Below are 19,336 nucleotides of genomic sequence, written 5' to 3'. Positions count from 1 at the left end.
TCTCCGGCGCCCGGCACATGATCGGGCGAACGCCGTTGCAAAGGAGCAGAACATGGCGACCGTGGTGCTCGTCGGGACACTGGACACCAAGGGGGCGGAGTACGCATGGCTCTCGGCGCGCCTGCGTGAATCGGGATGCGATGTCGTCCTCGTCGACGCCGGTGTGATGCCACCACCGGTCGGTGCCCCCGCGGGGGACGTCGACGCCGCCGCCGTCGCACACCGCGCGGGGCATGATCTGGAGGCGCTGCGCGCCGCCGGGGACCGCGGGGCGGCCGTGACCGCGATGGCCGAGGGCGTCGAACTGGTCGTCGGCGATCTGCACCGGGAGGGCCGGCTGCACGCGGTGCTGGCGGTGGCCGGCAGCGGCGGGTCGTTCATCGCCGCGCGTGCCATGCAGGCGCTGCCCGTCGGCGTCCCGAAGCTGCTGGTGTCCACCATGGCCGGCGGGGACGTGTCGCCGTACGTGGGCAGCAGCGACATCACCATGATGTACAGCGTGGTAGACGTCGCGGGCATCAACTCGGTGTCGTCCCGGATCCTGGGCAACGCGGTGGCCGCGGCGGCCGGCATGGCCGCCCACCACGAGCGGAGCGTCGACCGGCCGGACCCCGGCGGGCGGCCGCTGATCGGTGCCAGCATGTTCGGCGTCACCACGCCGGCGGTCGACGCCGCCCGGCGGCGTCTGGACGAACTGGGTTACGAGGTCCTGGTCTTCCACGCCACGGGCGCGGGCGGCCGGGCGCTGGAGAAGCTCGCCGGGGGCGGGTTCCTCGCCGGTGTCCTGGACCTGACCACCACCGAACTCGCGGACGAACTGGTCGGCGGCGTACTGAGCGCCGGACCGGACCGGCTGACCGCGGCCGGGCGGGCGGGCATCGCGCAGGTCGTCGCACCGGGCGCCCTGGACATGGTCAACTTCGGGGCCGCTCGGACGGTTCCGGAGCGCTTCGCCGAACGCCGCCTCCTGGTGCACAACCCCACCGTCACCCTGATGCGCACCACGGCCGACGAGATGGCGGAGCTGGGCACCCTCATGGGGCGGAAGCTGGCCTCGGCACGCGGCCCGGCAGCGGTCCTCTGGCCGCTCGGCGGCGTCTCCGCCGTCGATGCCCCGGACGGCCCCTTTCACGATCCGGAAGCCGACGCGGCGGGGCTGGCGTCCCTGCGTGCGGCTCTCCGGGGCAGCGCCGTCGAGCTGCGCGAGATCGACGCGCAGCTGAACGACCCGTCCTTCGCCGTGGCGGCCGCCGACCGTCTCCACGAGCTGATCACCGCTCAGGACCGTTCGTCCGCGAGCGTCTGACTCACACGATTGCCGAAGAGGAGCCCTTCCATGAACCGTAACCAAGCCCTGGCACGCCTGACCGACCAGGTCGGCGCGGGCAAGGCAGTCATCGGCGCAGGCGCGGGCACCGGTCTGTCCGCCAAGTGCGCGGAGGCCGGTGGTGTCGACCTGCTGATCATCTACAACTCGGGGCGCTACCGGATGGCCGGCCGGGGTTCGCTGGCGGGCCTACTGCCCTACGGCGACGCCAACGCGATCGTGCTGGACATGGCCGGCGAGGTCCTCCCCGTGGTGCGGGACGTCCCCGTGCTCGCCGGTGTGTGCGGAACCGACCCGTTCCGGATCATGGGCAACTTCCTCGACCAGCTGAAGGCCATCGGCTTCACCGGTGTGCAGAACTTCCCCACGGTCGGTCTGTACGACGGGAAATTCCGCGAGAACCTGGAAGAGACCGGCATGGGTTTCGGTCTGGAGGTCGACATGATCCGCCAGGCACACGAGCGCGACCTGCTCACCGCCCCCTACGTCTTCGACCCCGAGCAGGCCGCCGACATGGCGCGGGCCGGTGCGGACGTGCTCGTACCGCATGTCGGGCTGACCACCAAGGGTTCCATCGGCGCCTCGACCGCGCTCACGCTCGATCAGGCCGCCGCCGCCGTGCAGGACATGCACGACGCCGCCAAGCGCGTCAACCCCGACATCATCGTGCTCTGCCACGGCGGCCCGATCGCCGAGCCGGAGGACGCCCGTTACGTCCTGGAGCACACGTCCGGAATCGTCGGCTTCTTCGGTGCGTCGTCCATGGAACGGCTTCCCACCGAGCGGGCCATCACCGACCAGGCACGTGCCTTCAAGTCCCTCACCCTCGGCTGACCCGGCCGGGTGAGTACGGCGCGCGGCGGGGAACACCCCCTCCGCGCGCTCCCCGTGCACCTCAGTGCGCCGCGTACGACGTTCCCGGTCCGGGCATCGACTAGGAAGACCGAGTCGTACGTCCTGGGGGAGGTGCGCCGTGCACGGACCGGCGATGTCCGGCTGGCTGCTCATGGCGTTGTGCGCAACGACGGGCGTGTACTGCCTGTTGCGCACACACAGCGAGACCGCGGAGGAGCGCAGGACCGCGCGTGCGGAGGCCTTGATGGGCTTCGGCATGGCGGCCATGGCGATGCCGGCCGCCGTCGTCACACCACCCGGGTGGGGGTGGGCGGTGTACGCGGTGCTGTTCGGCGCGGCCGCGTTGCGCGCGCTGTGGTTCTCCCGGCGCAGCGGGCACCATCTCCACCACCTGGTCGGGTCGTCGGCGATGGTCTACATGGCGTTGACGATGGCGCCCGGCGACGGAGGGGGACACGGCGGGCACACGGGCCATGGCGGCATGGAGACGGCCGGGGGCATACCCCTGCTGACCGGACTGCTGCTGGCCTACTACGCGGTGTACGTACTGCGGTCGGGGGCCCGGCTGATACCGGTGGCCGCCACGGCGGGAGGCGGCGGACCGGTCGGGGAGGTGCCGGTCGGGGGCGGCTGGGGCACACGGCCCGAGCTCGCGCTCGCCTGCCGGCTGACAATGGGGATCGCCATGTTCGCGATGCTGCTCACTCTGTGAGACAGGGGGGCGAGCAAACCGTGGCGTACGTCACTTGCCGTGCACAGCCATACCGTGGCCACCGCGCCGCTCATAGGCTGACGCCATGTTGGTCTCCCTGGCCCTGCTGCTGCTCGGCGCACTGACCGCCGTCGTGACCCCGCGTCTGATGGCGCGGGCGCAGTGGCCGGAACGCGAGCCGGTCGTCGCGCTGTGGTTGTGGCAGTGCGTGGTGGCCGGAGTGCTGGTCTCCTTCGCGCTCTCCATGACCTTCAGCGCGGCAGCGGCCTGGCAGGCGGTACGCGGGCATGTCTTCGCACCGGCGCCGCGCGGCGTGGTGGAGGCGTACGCGCTGAGCGGGCACGGACAGTGGTCCGCGGCCATGGCGGTGCTGCTGGCGCTCGGCGGGGTGTGGACGGCAGCGATGCTGACCCGGGAGATCCACCGGGCTCAGGTGCGCCGCAGGCAACGCCGGGCGGAATTGCTGGTGCGTTCCCCGCTGATGCCCGGGGAGGAGCCCGGCAGCGGTCGGCTCGTCGTCCTGGAGGGAGAGCGCCCGGGTGCCTGGTGGCTGCCTGGTGCGGCGCCTCAACTGGTCATCACCACCGCGGCACTCGGCCGCCTGAAGGGCCGTCAGCTGGATGCGGTGCTGGCCCATGAGCAGGGGCACGCGAAGGCCCGGCACGACTGGTTGCTGCACTGTTCCGGCGCTCTCGCGACCGGGTTTCCTCAGGTTCCGGTGTTCGCCGCCTTCCGTGACGAGATGCACCGGCTGGTCGAACTGGCGGCGGACGATGTGGCGTCGAGACGCTTCGGACGGTTGACGATCGCCCTGGCCCTCGTCGAACTCAACGAGGATCGGGGGGTGTTCGGCCCGTGCCCGTCGCCGGACGCGCAGTTGCCGCGGCGGGTGAACCGGCTGCTGACCCCGGTGGAGCGGCTCACCGCGGCCCGTCGGCTCCGGCTCACCGCGGCTGGCGCCCTGGTACCGGTGGTTCCGCTTCTGGTGGCCTTCCTTCCAGGACTCAGCGCACTGGGATAGGCGGATGCGCGGATCTTCCGGGAAGATCGCCCCATGCCCTCCCCGCCCCTCGCACCGTCGGGCCGCACCCGTTTCCGCGCCACGCCGTTCGGCACGGCCACGGTCTGCGCCGCCCTCGCGCTGATCCTGCTGATCCTGGTCGCCGTGCGCTGGTCGCCACTGATGTCGGTCGACCGCACGGTCGCGGACGCCCTGCACCGCAGGGCGGTCACCGAGCCCGGTCTCGTCCACGTGAACCGGATCCTGACCGACTGGGTGTGGGATCCGTGGACCATGCGCGCGCTGATCGCGGTGGCCGTGGTGGCGGTGTGGTGGCGTGGGGCGCAGGCCCTCGCGGTGTGGGTGGCGGTGACGAGCGTGCTGTCGGCCCTCCTGCAACAGGGACTGAAGTCCGCGGTCGGCCGGGAACGGCCGCGATGGCCGGATCCGGTGGACTCCGCCCACTACGCCGCGTTCCCCTCCGGCCACGCGATGACGGCGACGGTGAGCTGCGCCCTGTTGCTCTGGCTGCTGCACCGGCACGGCACGGGGCCCCTGGTGTGGCGGACGGCTCTGGTGGTGGGCTGGGTGTCGGTGATCGGGGTCGGTGCCACCCGGCTCTATCTGGGGGTGCACTGGCCGAGTGACGTGCTCGGCGGCTGGCTGCTGGGGGCGGCCCTGGTCGGGTTCTCCGTCGCCGGCTTCGCCCGGTACGAGGGACGCGGCGGCCCGGCCTTGCCTCGGCGTTCCTGATCCGGGGAGGATCGCACCCATGCAGATCAAGGGTGTGCTCTTCGACTTCTCCGGGACGCTGTTCCGCATCGAGCCGATCCGGTCCTGGCTGCGCGCGGTCCTCGCCGAACGGGGGGTGACGGTCGACGGGGCCGACTTCGAGCGGTACGCGCGGGGACTGGAGGACGCCGGGGCACTGCCGGGCGGTCCGCCTCCACGGCAGGTGCCCACCCGGCTCGCCGCCTTGTGGGCCACCCGTGACGAGAGCGCGGAACTCCACCGGGCGGCGTACACCGGGCTGGCCCGGCAGGTGGCCCTGCCGGATCCGGGTCTGTACGACGCGCTGTACGAGCGGCACCGGTCCCCCGCTGCCTGGCAGCCGTACCCGGACGCGGCGGAGGTGCTCGGCGCACTGCGCGAGCGCGGCACCCGCGTCGGCGTGGTCAGCAACATCGGCTGGGACCTCCGGCCGGTGTTCCGGGCGCACGGGCTGGACGCCCTCGTGGACACCTACGTCCTGTCGTACGAGCACGGCGTCCAGAAGCCGGACGCACGGCTCTTCCACAGAGCCTGCACACTCCTCGGACAGGATCCGGCACATGTGGTGATGGTCGGCGACGATCCGCACGCGGACGGTGGGGCGGCAGCACTGGGCTGTGACGTGCGGTTCGTACGGCATCTACCGGTGGAGGAGCGGCCCGACGGGCTGCGGACGCTCGGACTGCTGCCAAGCGTTGCCTGATGAACATGTGAGAGATGTCCCTGACGCGCAATGGGTCCGATTGTCACATCGGGGCCTTAGCCTGTACGCATGTCCCGTTCTCCGTGCTCCTCCGATTCCGTGCGTACCCCCGCCGTGGTGAACAAAGAGATTCGTGACCTGTGGCAGCGCTCCGGCGGCTGCCTGTCCCCCGAGGACGAGGAGCATTACCAGCGACTGCTGGTGGAGTGGGCGGCGGCGACCGGCGGGAGCGCCAGGCCCGCCGCCTGACGCGGCTGCCGTCCCCGAGCGGCTCCTGGATGCGCCGTGCCTCCCGCCGGGCGGGGAATCCGCCCGGCGGGAGGCACGGGTGCGCGCCGGGGCCGACCGGCGCAGGTATGGTGGGGCGACCCGGGGCCGTATCAGCGGTCGAAGTAGTCCGGCTGCGTCTGCACATTGAGCTCGTCCAGTCGCACCTGCTTCGCCGGGTCGGTCCGCCGGTCGTCGAGCTTCAGGACGTCGAAGCCCTTGGCGATGTCGTTGGAGTAGATGTAGCCGTTGTAGTAGTACGCCGACCAGGAGCCGGCCGTGGTGACCGCGTCGGTGCTGACGGGGCCGCGCTCGAAGTAGCCGATCTCCTTCGGCTTGGAGGAGTCGGTGAAGTCCCAGACCGAGACTCCGCCCTGGTACCAGGCCTGCACCATCACGTCACGGCCCTTGACCGGGACGATCGAACCGTTGTGGGCGACGCAGACCTCCGTGTCGGCCTGCGGGCGGTCGATCTTGAAGTAGCTGCGGAAGACCAGCTTGCGGTGGTCTCCCTTGCCGACGATGTCGTAGATGCCGTCGGCACCGCGGTTCGGGCCGACCTCCTCGTTGCAGGTGGCCGCGCCGCCGCCGCCGAGTTCATCGGTGAAGACGACCTTGTCGGCCTTCTGGTTGAACGTCGCGGAGTGCCAGAACGCGAAGTTCACGTTGTCCTGCACCTGGTCGATGATCTTCGGGTGCTCCGGGTCCTTGATGGAGAACAGCAGACCGTCGCCCATACAGGCTCCGGCGGCCAGATCCTTCGAGGGCAGCACCGTGATGTCGTGGCAGCCGCTGGTCTTGGAGACGCCCGGGTTGGTCGGGGCGCCCGGGTTGCCGCCGTCCGGGAAGAGGACCGGGAAGTTCACCACGGCGGCCTTCTCGGGTGCGTTGCGCGGCACCTTGATGATGGAGATCCCGTCGTGCGGCGGCTGGCAGTCGGGGAACGCCTCGCTCGGCGCGTACGAGGAGACGTACACGTATACGTTCTTGCGTTCGGGGACCAGCGTGTGGGTGTGCGATCCGCAGGCGGTCTCGACGGCGGCGACGTACTTCGGGTTCCGCTTGTCGCTGATGTCGAAAACCTTCATGCCCTCCCAGGAGGACTTCTCCGTGGCGGGCTGGGTGGTGCTGGTGCAGGAGTTGTCACTGCGCGAGGAGTCGGTGGACAGGAAGAGCAGGTTCCCCGAGACCGAGATGTCGTTCTGCGAACCGGGGCAGAGGACCTGTGCGACGGTCTTGGGGGACTTGGGATTGCTGATGTCATAGATCCGGAAGCCGTCGTAGTTTCCCGCGAAGGCGTACTTCCCCTGGAAGGCCAGGTCCGTGTTCAGCCCCTTGAGCGCGTCCTTCGGGACGTTGGCCAGATGGGTGATGTTGCCGCTGTGGACCACCTCGTCCACGCCGGGTATCTCACCGCTCCTGATGGCGGCCGCGGCTTCGGCTTCCTGGGCGGCGGAGACATCGGTACGGGCGGCGGCCGCGTCACCGGGGTCGGGCGTCGCGGCCGCGGGACCGGCCAGGAACAGCGTGGCCAGCAGCCCGGCGACCGCCGCGGCGGCCCCGAGGCGTCTGCGCCGCACCGGGCTCGTGTGCAACGAAATCACTGCGTCCTCCCATGTATCCGAACGTAGTTGAACGGTTCACGGACCTCGGCAGTATCGTCCTTCCCATGGCCATCCCAACAGATGGCAACAGAGACGTAATGAAAGTTTCTGATCACTGTCGCGCGGAAGCGTGTTAGGACGGTGGGCAACCACCCATATGGCAATGGAGGTCCACTTGTTGATCCGCCGTCAGACCATGTGTGTCCGCCGCTTCGTGTTCGTCGCGGCCGTCATGTCCGTCGCTCTCACCCTGGGCGCATGTGACGCGGGGAGCGGTGACAGCGGTACGAAGGCGCAGGCGGACGGAGGCCCTTCGGTGGTGGCGCCCGGAAAACCGGGAGAGCCGGCGCGGACCCTCTCCGCCGAGGAGGCGCTGAAGGCCGCCGGGGACGACACCCCCAATTCCGCCGACTTCCGGTACGTGCAGATGATGATCCAGCACCACGCACAGGCACTGGAGATGACCGAACTCGTTCCCGGCCGCTCCGGCTCCGCCGCCGTCGAGCGGCTCGCCGAACGCATCACCGCGGGCCAGAAGCCGGAGATCGGCGCCATGCAGGGCTGGCTCGAGCACAACGGCGGATCCGGGCGCGCGAGCGGCCACGACCACGCGGCGATGCCCGGCATGGCGACCCCGGCGCAGCTCGAAGAGCTGCGTGCGGCGAACGGCGCGGCCTTCGACAAGCTCTTCCTGAGGCTGATGACCACCCACCACCGGGGCGCGATCACGATGGCGACCGAGGTGCTCTCGCAGGGGAACAATGTGCAGGTCGAGGAGATGGCCGGGGACGTCGTCGCCCAGCAGACGGTGGAGATCGACCGGATGCGCACACTGTCGTCCTGACCGCGCCCCGGGCGCGCCTCCCCTGCGTCCCGGCCGCCGGTGTCATGCTGGAGGCATCCCGCGGGAAGAGGTACGCCGTGCTCCGTGTCGCCGTCGTCGGCTCCGGCCCGAGCGGGGTCTACACCGCGCAGGCCCTGGTCGAGCAGGACCGGGTGCCCGGTGTCCGGGTCGATGTGCTGGACCGGCTCCCCTGTCCGTACGGCCTGGTGCGCTACGGCGTGGCCCCCGATCACGAGAAGATCAAATCGCTCCAGAACAGCCTGCGGACCGTCCTGGAGCACGAACGGATCACCTTCCTCGGCAATGTCGAGGTGGGCGGCGGCGGGGTCCCGCCCGAGCGGATCGGTGAGCTCTACCAGGCGGTCGTGTACTGCGTCGGGGCCGCGACCGACCGGGCCCTCGCCGTCCCCGGCGAGGACCTGCCCGGCAGCTTCTCCGCGACCGAGTTCGTCTCGTGGTACAGCGCGCACCCGGACGCCGCCGCCAACGGCTTCGCGCTGCGGGCCCGTTCGGTCGTGGTGATCGGTGTCGGCAATGTGGCGGTGGACGTGACACGGATTCTCGCGCGGGGCGGGGAGGAGCTGCGCCCCACCGACGTACCGCACGGAGCGCTCGGCGCGCTGGCCGGCAGCCGGGTCCGCGAGGTCCACATGGCCGGCAGGCGTGGGCCCTCGCAGGCCAGGTTCACCACCAAGGAGCTGCGGGAACTGGGCGGGCTGCCGCACGCCCGGGTGGTGGTGGACGAGGCGGAGCTGGCCCTCGATCCGGCCTACGTCGATCCGTCCGCCGGGCCGGCGACGGCCGTGTCCGCTCCACCCGACGTGCCGCCCCTGACGGCGGCGGCGCGGCGCAACGTCGAGGTGCTGCGCGGATGGGCCTCGGCCGGCGCCCTGGGCGCGGGCCCGGGAGCAGATCCGGCGCGCACCATACACCTGCGGTTCTTTCTGCGGCCCGTCGAACTGCTGGAGCGGGACGGCCGGGTGGCCGGGGTGCGGTTCGCCCGTACCGTGCCGGACGGCAACGGAGGTGTACGCGACTCCGGGGCGTACGAGGACATCGGCGCCCAGCTCGTGCTGCGGGCCGTCGGCTACCGGGGGCTGCCCCTGCCCGGCCTCCCGTTCGACACGGCGCGCGGGACGGTGCCGCATCTGGCGGGACGGGTGCTGCGCGACGGCGTGCCGTCGCCCGGGGAGTACGTCGCCGGGTGGATCAAGCGTGGGCCGACCGGGGTGATCGGCTCGAACCGGTCGTGCGCCAAGGAGACGGTGGCGTCCTTGCTGGACGACGCCCCGCTGCTCACCGGGCGCCCGTCCGTGCCCGATCCGGTGACCGCTCTGCGGGCGTGGGGGCTGCGGCCGGTGGAATGGAAGGGCTGGCTGTCCATCGAGCGGGCGGAGGCGACGCTGGGCCGGTCACTGGGCCGGGGGCCGGTGAAGATCCCGGACTGGGCGGGGCTGCTGGACGCCGCGGAGGGTGCCGAGCGGGGCGGATCGTGAGGCTATCGGTCCTCGCCGATGCGCTGCACCTGCCGGTTGGCAGCGTCGAGGACGGTGTCGAGGAGCCCGGGGAACAGTGCTTCCAGATCGTCCCGGCGCAGCCCGTTCATCTTGGCCGTTCCGCGGTAGAACTGCTGGACGATGCCGCTCTCGCGCAGCACCCGGAAGTGGTGCGTGGACGTCGACTTGGACACCGGCAGGTCGAAACGGGAGCAGGTGAGCTCGGAGTCGGCGACGGCCAGCTCACGGACCACGCGCAGCCGCATCGGGTCGGAGAGCGCGTGCAGCACCGTCTCGATGCGGATCTCGTCCCGCGTGGGATGGTCGAGCGCGCGGCCACCGACCGCAGCGACGCTTTCGGCGGGGGCGCTGGCTGGGGTCACGATGGCTCCATTCCCTGGCTTCGTCCGGCCTCCCATAATACGAGACTCTTCGTAGTTCAAGGTGCGCCGTAGGACGAGTGCGGCCGCGCATCACCCGCTGCGATCGGCGCGCGATACCGCTCCACGGGCGTCGGTGGGCTCCTCCATGCGGAGCGCCGCGCGGGCGCGCACCGGTCGCGGCGCGGCCGGTCAGCCGCTGAGCAGGTCCGGGTTCCCGGCGAGTGAGGCGAGATGCCCGGCCGGATCGGCGATCAGCCTGCGGGCCGTCAGATCGAGCAACCCCGCCACGCCCGTGACCTGCGCCGCGACCGTGCCGTCCTCCTTGAGGATCTCCTGCGCCACCGCGAACGTCTTTCCCTCGCCGTATTCGAACCGGCAGGTCACCCGAACCCGGTCACCACCCCTCAGTTCGCGCAGGAACTTCACCGTTGTTTCGAGCGCCACCGGCCCGACCCCACTGGCCAGCAGCTTCTCCTGCGGCAGGCCGGCGGCGCGCAGCAGTTCCCAGCGCGCGTGCTCGGCGTACTGCAGGTAGACGGCCTGGTTCAGATGTCCCTGCGTGTCGAGTTCGTAGCCCCGGACGGTCACGTCCACAGAAAAGGTCATGGACATCCCAACATCGTGACGCATTCCGTCATTCCCCGTTCCCGGGATCCGCGCGACTGCCCACGCCACAGCCCCTTGCGCACCTGTCATGCCCCGGTGAACGCGGCGCCGGGCAGGATCGGCGCCGCGGGCCCGTACCTCAAGCAGCGGGACCGGAGGCGGGGGCCCGGTCCTCGCGTGGGGCGGGCCCCCGCCGGGGCACGGTGGACTCGCGGACGACGAGGGCGTAGCCGGGGCGGGGCCGGCGCGGTTCGGGAACCGGGTTGCCGGAGAGGCGTTCGACGAGGCTGTCGACGGCGAGCCGCGCGATGGCTTCCTTGTCGGGGGCGATGGTGGTGAGGGTGGTGGCTCCGTACAGGCTCTCCTCGATGTTGTCGAAGCCGACGACGGCGACGTCCTCGGGAATGCGCAGGCCGCGTGCGGTGAGGGTGCGCATCGCGCCGATGGCGATGAGGTCGTTGTACGCGAAGACCGCGTCGGGCCGTTCTCCCCGGTCCAGGAGTGCGGCCATGGCTGTGGCTCCGTCCTCGCGCCCGTAGCCGTCGGTGACGACCACCAGTGACTCGTCGGGCTCGATGCCGGCCGCGGCCAGTTCCTCGCGCCAGCCCCGCAGCCGCAGGTGGGCGGGCTGCCGTTCGCGTCCGGTGCGGGAGCCGAGGAAGGCGATCCGCCGGTGGCCGCGGTCGATGAGATGGCGTACGGCGTCACGGGCGGCGGCCACGTTGTCGATGGCGATGTGGTCGTACGGGGCCTCGTACTCCCGCTCGCCGAGCAGGACCAGGGGCGCGGTCTCGGTGCGGGCCATGAGGTCCTCGGTCTCCAGATGGATGGGACTGAGGATGAGGCCGTCGATGACATGGGAGCGGAAGCCCTGGCTGACCAGGAGTTCCTTCTCCCTGAGGCCGGCGGTGTGGTCGACCAGCACGGTGTAGTCGTGCCGGGCGGCCGCGTCGACGACCGCGCCGGCCAGTTCGGCGAAGTACGGGTTGCCGAACTCGGGCACCGCCAGGGCGATGATGCCGGTACGGCCCTTGCGCAGATGGCGGGCGGTGAGGTTCGGCCGGTAGCCGAGTTCGTCGATGGCCCGTTGCACCTTGGCGCGCATCTGCGGTGTGACGTGCTGATAGTTGTTCACCACGTTGGACACGGTCTTGATGGACACGCCCGCCCGTTGCGCAACGTCCTTGAGGCTGACGCCCACGGCACTCCCTGACTCGGCTCGGTGCGCACCGGTGCGCACTGGATCGGCTTGGCTCGCGCTTCGAGGGCCGGGGGCTGCCCCGTCCGGCACGGCTCAGCTGGTTCTGCGGCCGCGCGCAAGCCAGCGCTGGGCCACCACGACAACGATAAGGAAACCTCCGCTGACCACCGACTGGTAGGAGGAGTTCAGCGAACCGATCTGGTTGATGAGGTTCTGGATGACGGCCAGCAGCAGAACGCCCCAGAGGGTGCCGCTGATCGAGCCGGCGCCACCGACGAGGAGGGTGCCGCCGATGACGACGGCGGAGATGGCGTCGAGTTCCATGCCCGCACCGACGATCGTGACGCCGGAGGACAGTCTGGCCGCGTTCAGCGCGCCGGCGAGTCCGGCGAGCAGCCCGCTGAGCGTGTAGACCAGGAGTTTCGTACGGGCCACGGGCAGGCCCATCAGGGCGGCCGCGTCGCTGCTGCCGCCGATGGCGAAGAGGGACTGGCCGAACGAGGTGCGCTGCAGAAGCAGTCCGCCGGCGCCGAACAGCACCAGGGCGATCAGGACCGGGTGTCCAAAACCTCCTATGCTGCCCTGGCCCAGTTCGGCGAAGGCGGAACCCTTGGGGACGAGATAGGTGGTGGCGCCCTCGTCGGTGAGGGCGAGGAGAATGCCACGGGCGGCCAGCAGGGTGGCGAGAGTGACGATGAAGGGGGCCATCGAGGCACGGGCGATCAGGAGGCCGTTGAGCAGACCGATCGCGCCGCACATCCCCAGCGGCACGAGCAGCGCGGGCAGGAGGCCCCCCTGCGAGGCCCAGGCGGCGAGCACACCGCCGAGGGCGAAGACGGAACCGACGGACAGGTCGATGCCGCCGGTGATGACGACCATCGTCATCCCCAGGGCGACCACGGCGAGGAACGACGCCTGCACGGTCACACCGCGGGCGTTGTCCAGCGTCGCGAACGTCGGGTAGACGAACGAGGCGGTGATCACGACCGTCAGCAGAACGGCGAGCACGCCCTGGCCCTGCAGGAGTTCGGCGAGCCGCCGTGTGATCGTCGGCGCGGGACCGGATGCCGGTCGGGGCTCGCCGTCCCCCGGCACCCCTGGGCTCCTTCGTGGTGCCGGGGACTGGGCGATCGCGGCAGGTGTGGTTTCGTTCATCGGGACCGACGCTCCCGGGCGACGTAGACGGCGGCGATGATGATGGCCGCCTGGGCGATCTGTGCGGTGGAGTCGGGCAGGTCGTGCTTGACCAGAGTGGCGCGCAGCAGCTGCATCAGCAGGGCGCCCGCGACGGTGCCGAGCACGCGGACGGAGCCGCCGTTCAGCGGGGTGCCGCCGACCACGACCGCCGTGATGGCGGAGAGTTCCATGAGGGTGCCGAGCGAGGAGGGATCGCTGGCGGTCAGCCTGGCGGTGGCGAGGATGCCGGCCAGGGCGGCCAGTACGCCGCAGAGCACGTATACGCCGATGAGCACGCGTCGTACGGGCAGGCCGGCGAGGGCCGCGGCCGAGCGGTTGCCACCGACGGCGACGACCTGACGGCCGAACGTGGTGCGCTGCACGAGGAAGGCGACGGCCGCGGCGAGGACCGCGGCGATCAGGACGACCAGCGGGACGCCGAGGAGGGAGCCGGTGCCGAGCGAGAGCAGATCCGGGTTGGCGATCTGCTTGAGCTGCCCGTCGGCCATGACGAGGGCCAGGCCCCGGCCTCCGACGAAGAGCGCGAGTGTGGCGACGATCGGCTGCAGCCCGATGAGCGAGACCAGTGCGCCGTTGACCGCGCCGACGACGGCGCCGGCGAGCAGCGCCACGACGAGCGCGGGCACGAGCCCGTATCCGAGGTAGAGCGGCAGGAGCGCGGTGGCGAGCGCCATCGTCGAGCCGACGGACAGGTCGACGCCCTCGGTGCCGATGACCAGGGCCATGCCCAGGGCGACGATGACGACGGGGGCGACCTGGACGAGCTGGGTGCGCAGATTGTCGGCGGTCATGAAGTGCTCGGTGAACAGGGCGTTGAAGACGAGCACCACCGCCACGGCGACGTACACGCCGTACTCCTGGTACCAGGCGGGGTCGCGCAGTCGCGCCAGGGGGCGGGCGGAGGTGGCGAGGGCGGCCTGGGTCATCGGGGATCCTCCTGGGCGGCCGGGGTCTTTCCGGCGGGCGCTGGCACGTGGTCGGCGAGCACTTCGAGCAGATGGCTCTCGGTCACCTCGTCGCCCGTGAGTTCGCCCGCCACCGAGCCGCCGCGCAGCACGACGACGCGGTCGGCGCCCTCGACGAGTTCCTCGATGTCGGAGGAGATGAGCAGGACGGCGAGGCCCTCGCGGGCGAGCTCGTCGACGAGACCCTGGACCTCGGCCTTGGCGCCGACGTCGATGCCCCGGGTCGGTTCGTCGAGCAGCAGCACCCTGGGTTCCAGACAGAGCCAGCGGGCGAGAAGGACCTTCTGCTGGTTGCCTCCGGAGAGTTCGCCGACCTTCTGCTCGGGGCTCGCCGCCTTGATCCTCAGCCGCTTCATGAAGATGTCGACGACGCGGTCCTGCTTACGGCGGGAGACCACCCCGAATCGGGAGAGCCGGGGCATGGCGGCCAGCACGATGTTCTCGCGCACGGAGAGACCGGGCACGATGCCATCGGCCTTGCGGTCCTCCGGCAGCAGGCTGATTCCGCGGCGGATGGCACCGGCCGTGCCGATCCTGCGCAGCTTCCTTCCCCCGATGACGAGTTCGCCGGAATCCAGGCTCAGCGCACCCGCGAGGGCCTTCGCCGTCTCGCTGCGGCCGGAGCCGAGGAGGCCACCGAGCCCGAGCACCTCGCCGCCGTACAACGACAGCGATACGTCGTGGAGTTGATGGCGGCGGTGGAGGCCGGTCGCGGTGAGTACGGGGGTACGTGCCGCGTCGTGTCCGCCGTTGCCGAAACCGGTGAGGCCGGTGCGGCGGACCTCGGACAGATCGCGGCCGAGCATCATGGAGACGAGCCGCATCCGGTCGAGGCCGGCGAGGTCGCCGGTGTGGATGTGGCGGCCGTCGCGCAGCACGGTGACGCGGTCGCAGATCCGGTAGAGCTCGTCCATGCGGTGGCTGACGTAGAGAACGGCGATGCCCCGGCCGCGCAGGTCGTCGATGACCCGGAAGAGGGTCTCCACCTCGCGCGGCTCCAGCGAGGAGGTGGGCTCGTCCATGATGACGACCTGGGCGTCGACCGAGACGGCACGGGCCAGGGCGACCATCTGCTGCGTGCCGATGCCCAGTGTGTGCAGGGGCGTTCGGGGGTCGACACGTACGCCGAAGCCCTCCAGCAGTCCCCTGGTCTCGCGGTGCATCCGGGAGAAGTCGATGAGGCCGAGGCGGTTGTTGGGCTCACGGCCGAGGAAGATGTTGCGCGCCACGCTCATCAGCGGGACGAGATTCACCTCCTGGTAGATCGTGGAGATCCCGGCCTGCTGCGCCTCGAACGGCCGGGCGAACGCCACGGGGCGACCGCTCAGCCGCAGTTCGCCCTCGTCGGGGCGGTGGACGCCCGTCAGCACCTTGATCAGGGTGGATTTGCCCGCGCCGTTCTCCCCCACCAGGGCGTGGGTCTCCCCGGCGCGCAGGGCGAAGGAGACGCCGTCGAGGGCGACGACGCCGGGGAACCGCTTGCTCACCGAGCGGGCTTCGAGGACGGTGCCGGCGTCGGGGTGGACGGTCACGTCCGCCGGGTGGACGGCGGGATCCGGCACCTGCGGTACTGCTTCGGGTGATGCCATGGACGGTATCGGCCTTCCGCTGCTCCAGGGGGTGGGCCCGTGCCGCCGCGACGGGGCGGGGGGCGGCAGCGAAGGGCTTCGCCGCCGCGGCGGTGGACCAGGACGTTGCGGGTCCCTGCGGACCGCCACGGTCAGAACGCGCCGCCGAGCGAGGCCTTGGCGTTGGACTCGTCGTACGCCCGGTCGGAGATGATGACGTTCTCCGGGATCTCCTCGCCGCTGTAGAACTTCTGAGCGGTCGCGAAGGCGAGCGGCCCGAAGCGCGGGTTCGACTCGATGACGGCGTTGTACTCGCCGTCGACCAGGGCCTGCACGGCATTCCGGGTGCCGTCCACGGACACGATCTTGATGTCCTTGCCCGGCTTCTTCCCGGCCGCCTTCAGCGCGGTGACCGCGCCGAGCCCCATCTCGTCGTTCTCCGCGTAGACGGCGGTGATGTCGGGCTTGGACTGGATCAGCTGCTCCATGACCTGCTGCCCCTTGTCACGTGCGAACTCGCCGGTCTGCTGGGCGACGATCTCCAGGCCGGGGGCCTGCGCCTCGAGTCGGTCGACGAAGCCCTTGGTGCGGTCGGTGGTGACGTTGTTGCCCGAGGCGCCGAGGAGGACGGCGACCTTGCCCTTGCCGCCGGTCGCCTTGATCATCGCGTCCGCTGCTCGCCTGCCCTGCTCCACGAAGTCGGACCCGAGGAAGGCCACATAGTCCTTGCACGCGGTGGAGTTGACCTTGCGGTCGATGGTCAGGACGGGGACCTTCTTGGCCGCGGCCGCCTTGAACGCCGGCTCCAGCCCGTCGGAGTTCAGCGGGGCGACGATGAGGAACTGGGCACCCTGCGACAGCATGTCCTGGATGTCGCTGATCTGCTTGGAGAGTTGCGACTGCGCGTTGGTGGTGAGCAGCTTCCTCACACCGACCTTCTCGGCCTCGTCCTTGATGGACCGTGTTTCGGCGATACGGAACGGGTTGGCCTCCTTCTCCGACTGGGAGAAGCCGACCACCGCGTCCTTGAGGTCCAGCTTCGGCGCGCCGTAGGCCCGCAGCGAACAGCCCGAACCGGAGCTGCTGTCCGGGGACTTGGCGGTCTGAGCCCCTTGGCCGCTGTCACTCCCCGCGTTGTCCGAGGTTTCCGACTTGGCGCAGCCGGAGGCGGCCAGCGTGACGCTTGCCACGAGCAGGCAGGCAACGGCGAGGGGACGGGATCGGCGCTGGATCATCATGCGCGGGACGCTCCTTGGCGGGGTGACGGCACGCTGCGAGGCGTGCGGTCGGGGCATGACCGGACGATGCATCAACCGCCGGGCCGCCGATGCCGCCGCATTCCTCACGATCCCGCTCCGAGCTGCCTGAACAGCCGTGGAAACGGTGGTCATGAGCGCCTGCGCGGCCTGTCGGCTGCTCGGTTTACAACGTTATATAGGCGGTGTGGCGCGGGCGGCAAGAGTGCGTACGGCGGGATTCCGAAATGTGCCGGAGGGCTTCCTGCCGGCATCGCACCGTTGCCGCGCCGATACCGCCGGGAGCTCTCGGTTTCACCCAAGTCGCCCTGTACGGAGCGAAGTTCATGGCCCTCCACAGGGCTACGACCCGGCGTTCGGGAGTCACACCGCGTCCGCCCCCGATCCACCGGGCCGCATCGCCACATCGCCGCATCAGGAACTGCCGCACCACGGCGCCGAGATCGCTCCACCACGCGGCCCCTTCCGCGCCGGGCAGCGGCGACGGCGCCCGGCGCACCCCCTCCCCCGCGAGGGAACGCACCACCGGGCCTCCACCGGAAGTACGGCGGAGGCCCGGATGCATACGGTGCCCGACACGACGTCAGCAACGACGGTGGACAGGGTGCCCGGTTCGAGGCGAGGTCCGGGGCCGAAGCGGAGTCGTACGGTCAGACCGCGCGGAGGTACTGGTCCGGTGTGCGGAGTTCGCCGCCCAGTTCACGGGCCGCGTGCTGGGCCCACGACGGGCTCCGCAGCAGCTCGCGTCCGAGGAGGACCGCGTCGGCCCGGCCCTCGGTGATGATCTTCTCGGCCTGCTGCGGCTCGGTGATCAGACCCACGGCCGCCACCGGGAGCGAGGTCTCCGCCTTGACCCGCTCGGCGAAGGGAACCTGGTAGCCGGGCCCGGTCCCGATACGGGCGCGCGGGGCGTTCCCGCCGCTGGAGACGTCCAGCAGGTCGACGCCATGGGCCTGGAGCTCCTTGGCCAGCCGCACGGTCTCGTCGACGGTCCAGCCCTCGCGCTCGTCCTCGTCGTTCTCCGTGAGCCAGTCCGTCGCGGAGATCCGGAAGAGGACGGGCAGTTCCTCCGGCCAGACCTCACGCACCGCGTCCACGACCTGAAGCGCGAAGCGGACGCGGTTCTCGAAGCTGCCGCCGTACTCGTCCTCACGCCGGTTGCTGTGCGGGGAGAGGAACTGCCCGATGAGGTATCCGTGGGCTCCGTGCACCTCGGCGACCTCGAAGCCCGCGTCGAGCGCACGGCGGGCGGCTTCACGGAACTGGTCGACGACGCCCCGGATCTCGTCCACCGTCAGCTCGTGCGGCACGGGGTGGCCGTCGTCGAACGGCAGCGGGCTGGGGGCGACGGGCGTCCAGCCGTGCGCGTCCGGGCCGACGGGGTCGCCGCCCAGCCAAGGGGCCGCCGTCGACGCCTTGCGACCGGCGTGCGCGAGCTGGACGCCGGGAACCGACCCCTGCCCCTTGAGGAAGTCCGTGATCCGGCGGAAGGCGGCCACCTGGGTGTCGTTCCAGATGCCGAGGTCCGCCGGGCTGATCCGGCCCTCGGGGCTGACGGCCGTCGCCTCGGTGAGGATGAGCCCCGTTCCGCCGATGGCGCGCGCCGCGAGGTGGGCGAAGTGCCAGTCGGTCGCGACGCCCGCGTTCGGCCCCACCGGTTCGGCGCTGTACTGGCACATGGGCGCCATCCACACCCGGTTGGGAATGACGAGCGACCGCAGGGTGTAGGGCTCGAAGAGGGCACTCACGTCGGACTCCGTTTCGACGGTACGAAAGACTCGCTAGTACGATACATACCGTACTACGAGACCTGTCAAATTACGAAGCCTCTCGTACAAAGGCATGGATGTGCGTGGGGCCCGTTCCCTGCCGGAATCCGGCAGGGAACGGGCCCCACGCGCCGCTCGGGGTTCGCGCGCACGCGGCCTATCCGCGACGTCTGAGTGTGATGACCGCCTCCGCGTCGTACCCCTGGGTCCAGCTGCGTCCGGCACCCGACTTCCAGGTCACATGAGCGGTGGCGCCGTCGACCCTGACGCTCTCCACCGTCATGGCCCGGTCGCCGTCCCGCACGTCCCCCCGGCGCAGCTCGCGCGCCCGGACGGTGACGGGCTCCGCCGACTCCGCACTCTCGGCCCCGTCCGCCGCCAGGGCGAGGGCGGCCGCCAGTTCCCGGGCGCGGCCGGGCGTACAGACCAGCACGAACTCGCCCGCCGGCGCCGTGACCCTGACCTCGACCCCCGAGCCGACGGGGACCACTTCCAGGTCCACACCACGCCCCTCGCGGTCCTCGATCCCACGCGTCACAGCTCCGCCTGTCCTCATGCCCGTCGCACCCCTCGGCCGGGTGCGGCCTCAGGCTCTCCGGCGGACGCGGACCACTGAGCCCCCGGCCACCGGCGCCGACCACCGGGTCCAGGACAGCACCACCGGGTCGGCCACCCAGAATTTCAGCACACGCCCCGACCCGTCGGAGGGCGGGTCATCAGTGCGCGCCGACCGGCACGAACGACCACCGGCCGGTCGGGGCGCCCCCCTTCGAAAGTTTCGGAACCTGCCCCGGACGGGCGGCAACAGGGAC

19 protein-coding genes are annotated in these 19,336 nt (G+C 70.9%); 9 read left to right on the top strand and 10 right to left on the bottom strand.

What is annotated here, in order from left to right:
• Positions 1 to 52 precede the first annotated feature (52 nt).
• From ACIQCZ_RS28820 to ACIQCZ_RS28790, 7 genes are all read left to right on the top strand, one after another.
• Positions 53 to 1,306, top strand: coding sequence for a Tm-1-like ATP-binding domain-containing protein (locus ACIQCZ_RS28820; RefSeq protein WP_402286213.1), 1,254 nt, complete (start codon positions 53 to 55; stop codon positions 1,304 to 1,306).
• Between the two features lie 30 nt (positions 1,307 to 1,336).
• Positions 1,337 to 2,161 carry a phosphoenolpyruvate hydrolase family protein gene (locus ACIQCZ_RS28815; protein ID WP_402286210.1) on the top strand — a complete coding sequence of 275 codons (825 nt, stop codon included), beginning with the start codon at positions 1,337 to 1,339 and terminating at the stop codon, positions 2,159 to 2,161.
• 139 nt (positions 2,162 to 2,300) lie between these two features.
• Positions 2,301 to 2,894, top strand: coding sequence for a DUF5134 domain-containing protein (locus ACIQCZ_RS28810; RefSeq protein WP_402286208.1), 594 nt, complete (start codon positions 2,301 to 2,303; stop codon positions 2,892 to 2,894).
• Between the two features lie 85 nt (positions 2,895 to 2,979).
• On the top strand, positions 2,980 to 3,915 hold the full coding sequence (locus ACIQCZ_RS28805) for a M56 family metallopeptidase (protein WP_402286205.1): 936 nt from the start codon (positions 2,980 to 2,982) through the stop codon (positions 3,913 to 3,915).
• Between the two features lie 33 nt (positions 3,916 to 3,948).
• Entirely contained in the window at positions 3,949 to 4,647 is a 699-nt protein-coding gene (locus ACIQCZ_RS28800; protein WP_402286202.1) for a phosphatase PAP2 family protein, read from the top strand.
• Between the two features lie 19 nt (positions 4,648 to 4,666).
• The gene (locus ACIQCZ_RS28795) at positions 4,667 to 5,368 is read left to right on the top strand and encodes an HAD family hydrolase (RefSeq protein ID WP_402286196.1); all 702 of its coding nucleotides are present in this window, start codon (positions 4,667 to 4,669) and stop codon (positions 5,366 to 5,368) included.
• A 69-nt stretch (positions 5,369 to 5,437) separates the two neighbouring features.
• The gene (locus ACIQCZ_RS28790) at positions 5,438 to 5,617 is read left to right on the top strand and encodes a hypothetical protein (protein ID WP_351082413.1); all 180 of its coding nucleotides are present in this window, start codon (positions 5,438 to 5,440) and stop codon (positions 5,615 to 5,617) included.
• Positions 5,618 to 5,748: 131 nt separating this feature from the next.
• Here the strand turns inward: ACIQCZ_RS28790 and ACIQCZ_RS28785 are convergent, their stop codons facing one another.
• The gene (locus ACIQCZ_RS28785; protein WP_402286194.1) at positions 5,749 to 7,239 is read right to left on the bottom strand and encodes an LVIVD repeat-containing protein; all 1,491 of its coding nucleotides are present in this window, start codon (positions 7,237 to 7,239) and stop codon (positions 5,749 to 5,751) included.
• 157 nt (positions 7,240 to 7,396) lie between these two features.
• Between ACIQCZ_RS28785 and ACIQCZ_RS28780 the strand changes: the two genes are divergently transcribed.
• Both ACIQCZ_RS28780 and ACIQCZ_RS28775 read left to right on the top strand, forming a co-directional pair.
• Positions 7,397 to 8,083 carry a DUF305 domain-containing protein gene (locus ACIQCZ_RS28780; RefSeq protein WP_402286192.1) on the top strand — a complete coding sequence of 229 codons (687 nt, stop codon included), beginning with the start codon at positions 7,397 to 7,399 and terminating at the stop codon, positions 8,081 to 8,083.
• A 77-nt stretch (positions 8,084 to 8,160) separates the two neighbouring features.
• Entirely contained in the window at positions 8,161 to 9,579 is a 1,419-nt protein-coding gene (locus ACIQCZ_RS28775; protein ID WP_402286190.1) for an FAD-dependent oxidoreductase, read from the top strand.
• 2 nt (positions 9,580 to 9,581) lie between these two features.
• Here the strand turns inward: ACIQCZ_RS28775 and ACIQCZ_RS28770 are convergent, their stop codons facing one another.
• From ACIQCZ_RS28770 to ACIQCZ_RS28730, 9 genes are all read right to left on the bottom strand, one after another.
• Complete coding sequence (locus tag ACIQCZ_RS28770; RefSeq protein WP_376293482.1) at positions 9,582 to 9,962, bottom strand: ArsR/SmtB family transcription factor; 381 nt, start codon at positions 9,960 to 9,962, stop codon at positions 9,582 to 9,584.
• A gap of 189 nt (positions 9,963 to 10,151) precedes the next feature.
• Positions 10,152 to 10,568 (bottom strand): acyl-CoA thioesterase, encoded by a 417-nt coding sequence (locus ACIQCZ_RS28765; RefSeq protein ID WP_402286267.1) that lies wholly within the window; start codon positions 10,566 to 10,568, stop codon positions 10,152 to 10,154.
• A 139-nt stretch (positions 10,569 to 10,707) separates the two neighbouring features.
• On the bottom strand, positions 10,708 to 11,769 hold the full coding sequence (locus ACIQCZ_RS28760) for a LacI family DNA-binding transcriptional regulator (RefSeq protein WP_402286188.1): 1,062 nt from the start codon (positions 11,767 to 11,769) through the stop codon (positions 10,708 to 10,710).
• A 93-nt stretch (positions 11,770 to 11,862) separates the two neighbouring features.
• Entirely contained in the window at positions 11,863 to 12,924 is a 1,062-nt protein-coding gene (locus ACIQCZ_RS28755) for an ABC transporter permease (protein ID WP_402286186.1), read from the bottom strand.
• Complete coding sequence (locus ACIQCZ_RS28750) at positions 12,921 to 13,892, bottom strand: ABC transporter permease (protein ID WP_402286185.1); 972 nt, start codon at positions 13,890 to 13,892, stop codon at positions 12,921 to 12,923. Before ACIQCZ_RS28750 ends, ACIQCZ_RS28755 begins: the two co-directional genes overlap by 4 nt.
• Positions 13,889 to 15,520 (bottom strand): sugar ABC transporter ATP-binding protein, encoded by a 1,632-nt coding sequence (locus ACIQCZ_RS28745; RefSeq protein ID WP_402286183.1) that lies wholly within the window; start codon positions 15,518 to 15,520, stop codon positions 13,889 to 13,891. The genes ACIQCZ_RS28750 and ACIQCZ_RS28745 overlap by 4 nt, the downstream gene beginning before the upstream one ends.
• A 131-nt stretch (positions 15,521 to 15,651) precedes the next feature.
• Positions 15,652 to 16,737 carry an ABC transporter substrate-binding protein gene (locus ACIQCZ_RS28740; RefSeq protein WP_402286181.1) on the bottom strand — a complete coding sequence of 362 codons (1,086 nt, stop codon included), beginning with the start codon at positions 16,735 to 16,737 and terminating at the stop codon, positions 15,652 to 15,654.
• Between the two features lie 668 nt (positions 16,738 to 17,405).
• Positions 17,406 to 18,503: an NADH:flavin oxidoreductase/NADH oxidase gene (locus tag ACIQCZ_RS28735; RefSeq protein WP_402286180.1), complete on the bottom strand. Its 1,098-nt coding sequence runs from the start codon at positions 18,501 to 18,503 to the stop codon at positions 17,406 to 17,408.
• Positions 18,504 to 18,681: 178 nt separating this feature from the next.
• Positions 18,682 to 19,062: a hypothetical protein gene (locus tag ACIQCZ_RS28730; protein WP_402286179.1), complete on the bottom strand. Its 381-nt coding sequence runs from the start codon at positions 19,060 to 19,062 to the stop codon at positions 18,682 to 18,684.
• Between the last annotated feature and the right edge of the window lie 274 nt (positions 19,063 to 19,336).

The organism is Streptomyces sp. NPDC093149 (assembly GCF_044754145.1).
In the GTDB taxonomy this organism is placed as follows: domain Bacteria; phylum Actinomycetota; class Actinomycetes; order Streptomycetales; family Streptomycetaceae; genus Streptomyces.
The sequence above is the reverse complement of the archived record's forward strand: the minus strand, read 5'-3'. Positions and strand labels throughout refer to the sequence as shown.

Excerpts from the sequence above, each read along its gene's own strand:
- ACIQCZ_RS28820 (WP_402286213.1), top strand. The coding sequence starts at position 53 with ATGGCGACCGTGGTGCTCGTCGGGACACTGGACACCAAGGGGGCGGAG.
- ACIQCZ_RS28815 (WP_402286210.1), top strand. The coding sequence starts at position 1,337 with ATGAACCGTAACCAAGCCCTGGCACGCCTGACCGACCAGGTCGGCGCG.
- ACIQCZ_RS28805 (WP_402286205.1), top strand. The coding sequence starts at position 2,980 with ATGTTGGTCTCCCTGGCCCTGCTGCTGCTCGGCGCACTGACCGCCGTC.
- ACIQCZ_RS28800 (WP_402286202.1), top strand. The coding sequence starts at position 3,949 with ATGCCCTCCCCGCCCCTCGCACCGTCGGGCCGCACCCGTTTCCGCGCC.
- ACIQCZ_RS28795 (WP_402286196.1), top strand. The coding sequence starts at position 4,667 with ATGCAGATCAAGGGTGTGCTCTTCGACTTCTCCGGGACGCTGTTCCGC.
- ACIQCZ_RS28790 (WP_351082413.1), top strand. The coding sequence starts at position 5,438 with ATGTCCCGTTCTCCGTGCTCCTCCGATTCCGTGCGTACCCCCGCCGTG.
- ACIQCZ_RS28780 (WP_402286192.1), top strand. The coding sequence starts at position 7,397 with ATGGCAATGGAGGTCCACTTGTTGATCCGCCGTCAGACCATGTGTGTC.
- ACIQCZ_RS28765 (WP_402286267.1), bottom strand. The coding sequence starts at position 10,568 with ATGACCTTTTCTGTGGACGTGACCGTCCGGGGCTACGAACTCGACACG.
- ACIQCZ_RS28755 (WP_402286186.1), bottom strand. The coding sequence starts at position 12,924 with ATGAACGAAACCACACCTGCCGCGATCGCCCAGTCCCCGGCACCACGA.
- ACIQCZ_RS28750 (WP_402286185.1), bottom strand. The coding sequence starts at position 13,892 with ATGACCCAGGCCGCCCTCGCCACCTCCGCCCGCCCCCTGGCGCGACTG.
- ACIQCZ_RS28745 (WP_402286183.1), bottom strand. The coding sequence starts at position 15,520 with ATGGCATCACCCGAAGCAGTACCGCAGGTGCCGGATCCCGCCGTCCAC.
- ACIQCZ_RS28740 (WP_402286181.1), bottom strand. The coding sequence starts at position 16,737 with ATGATGATCCAGCGCCGATCCCGTCCCCTCGCCGTTGCCTGCCTGCTC.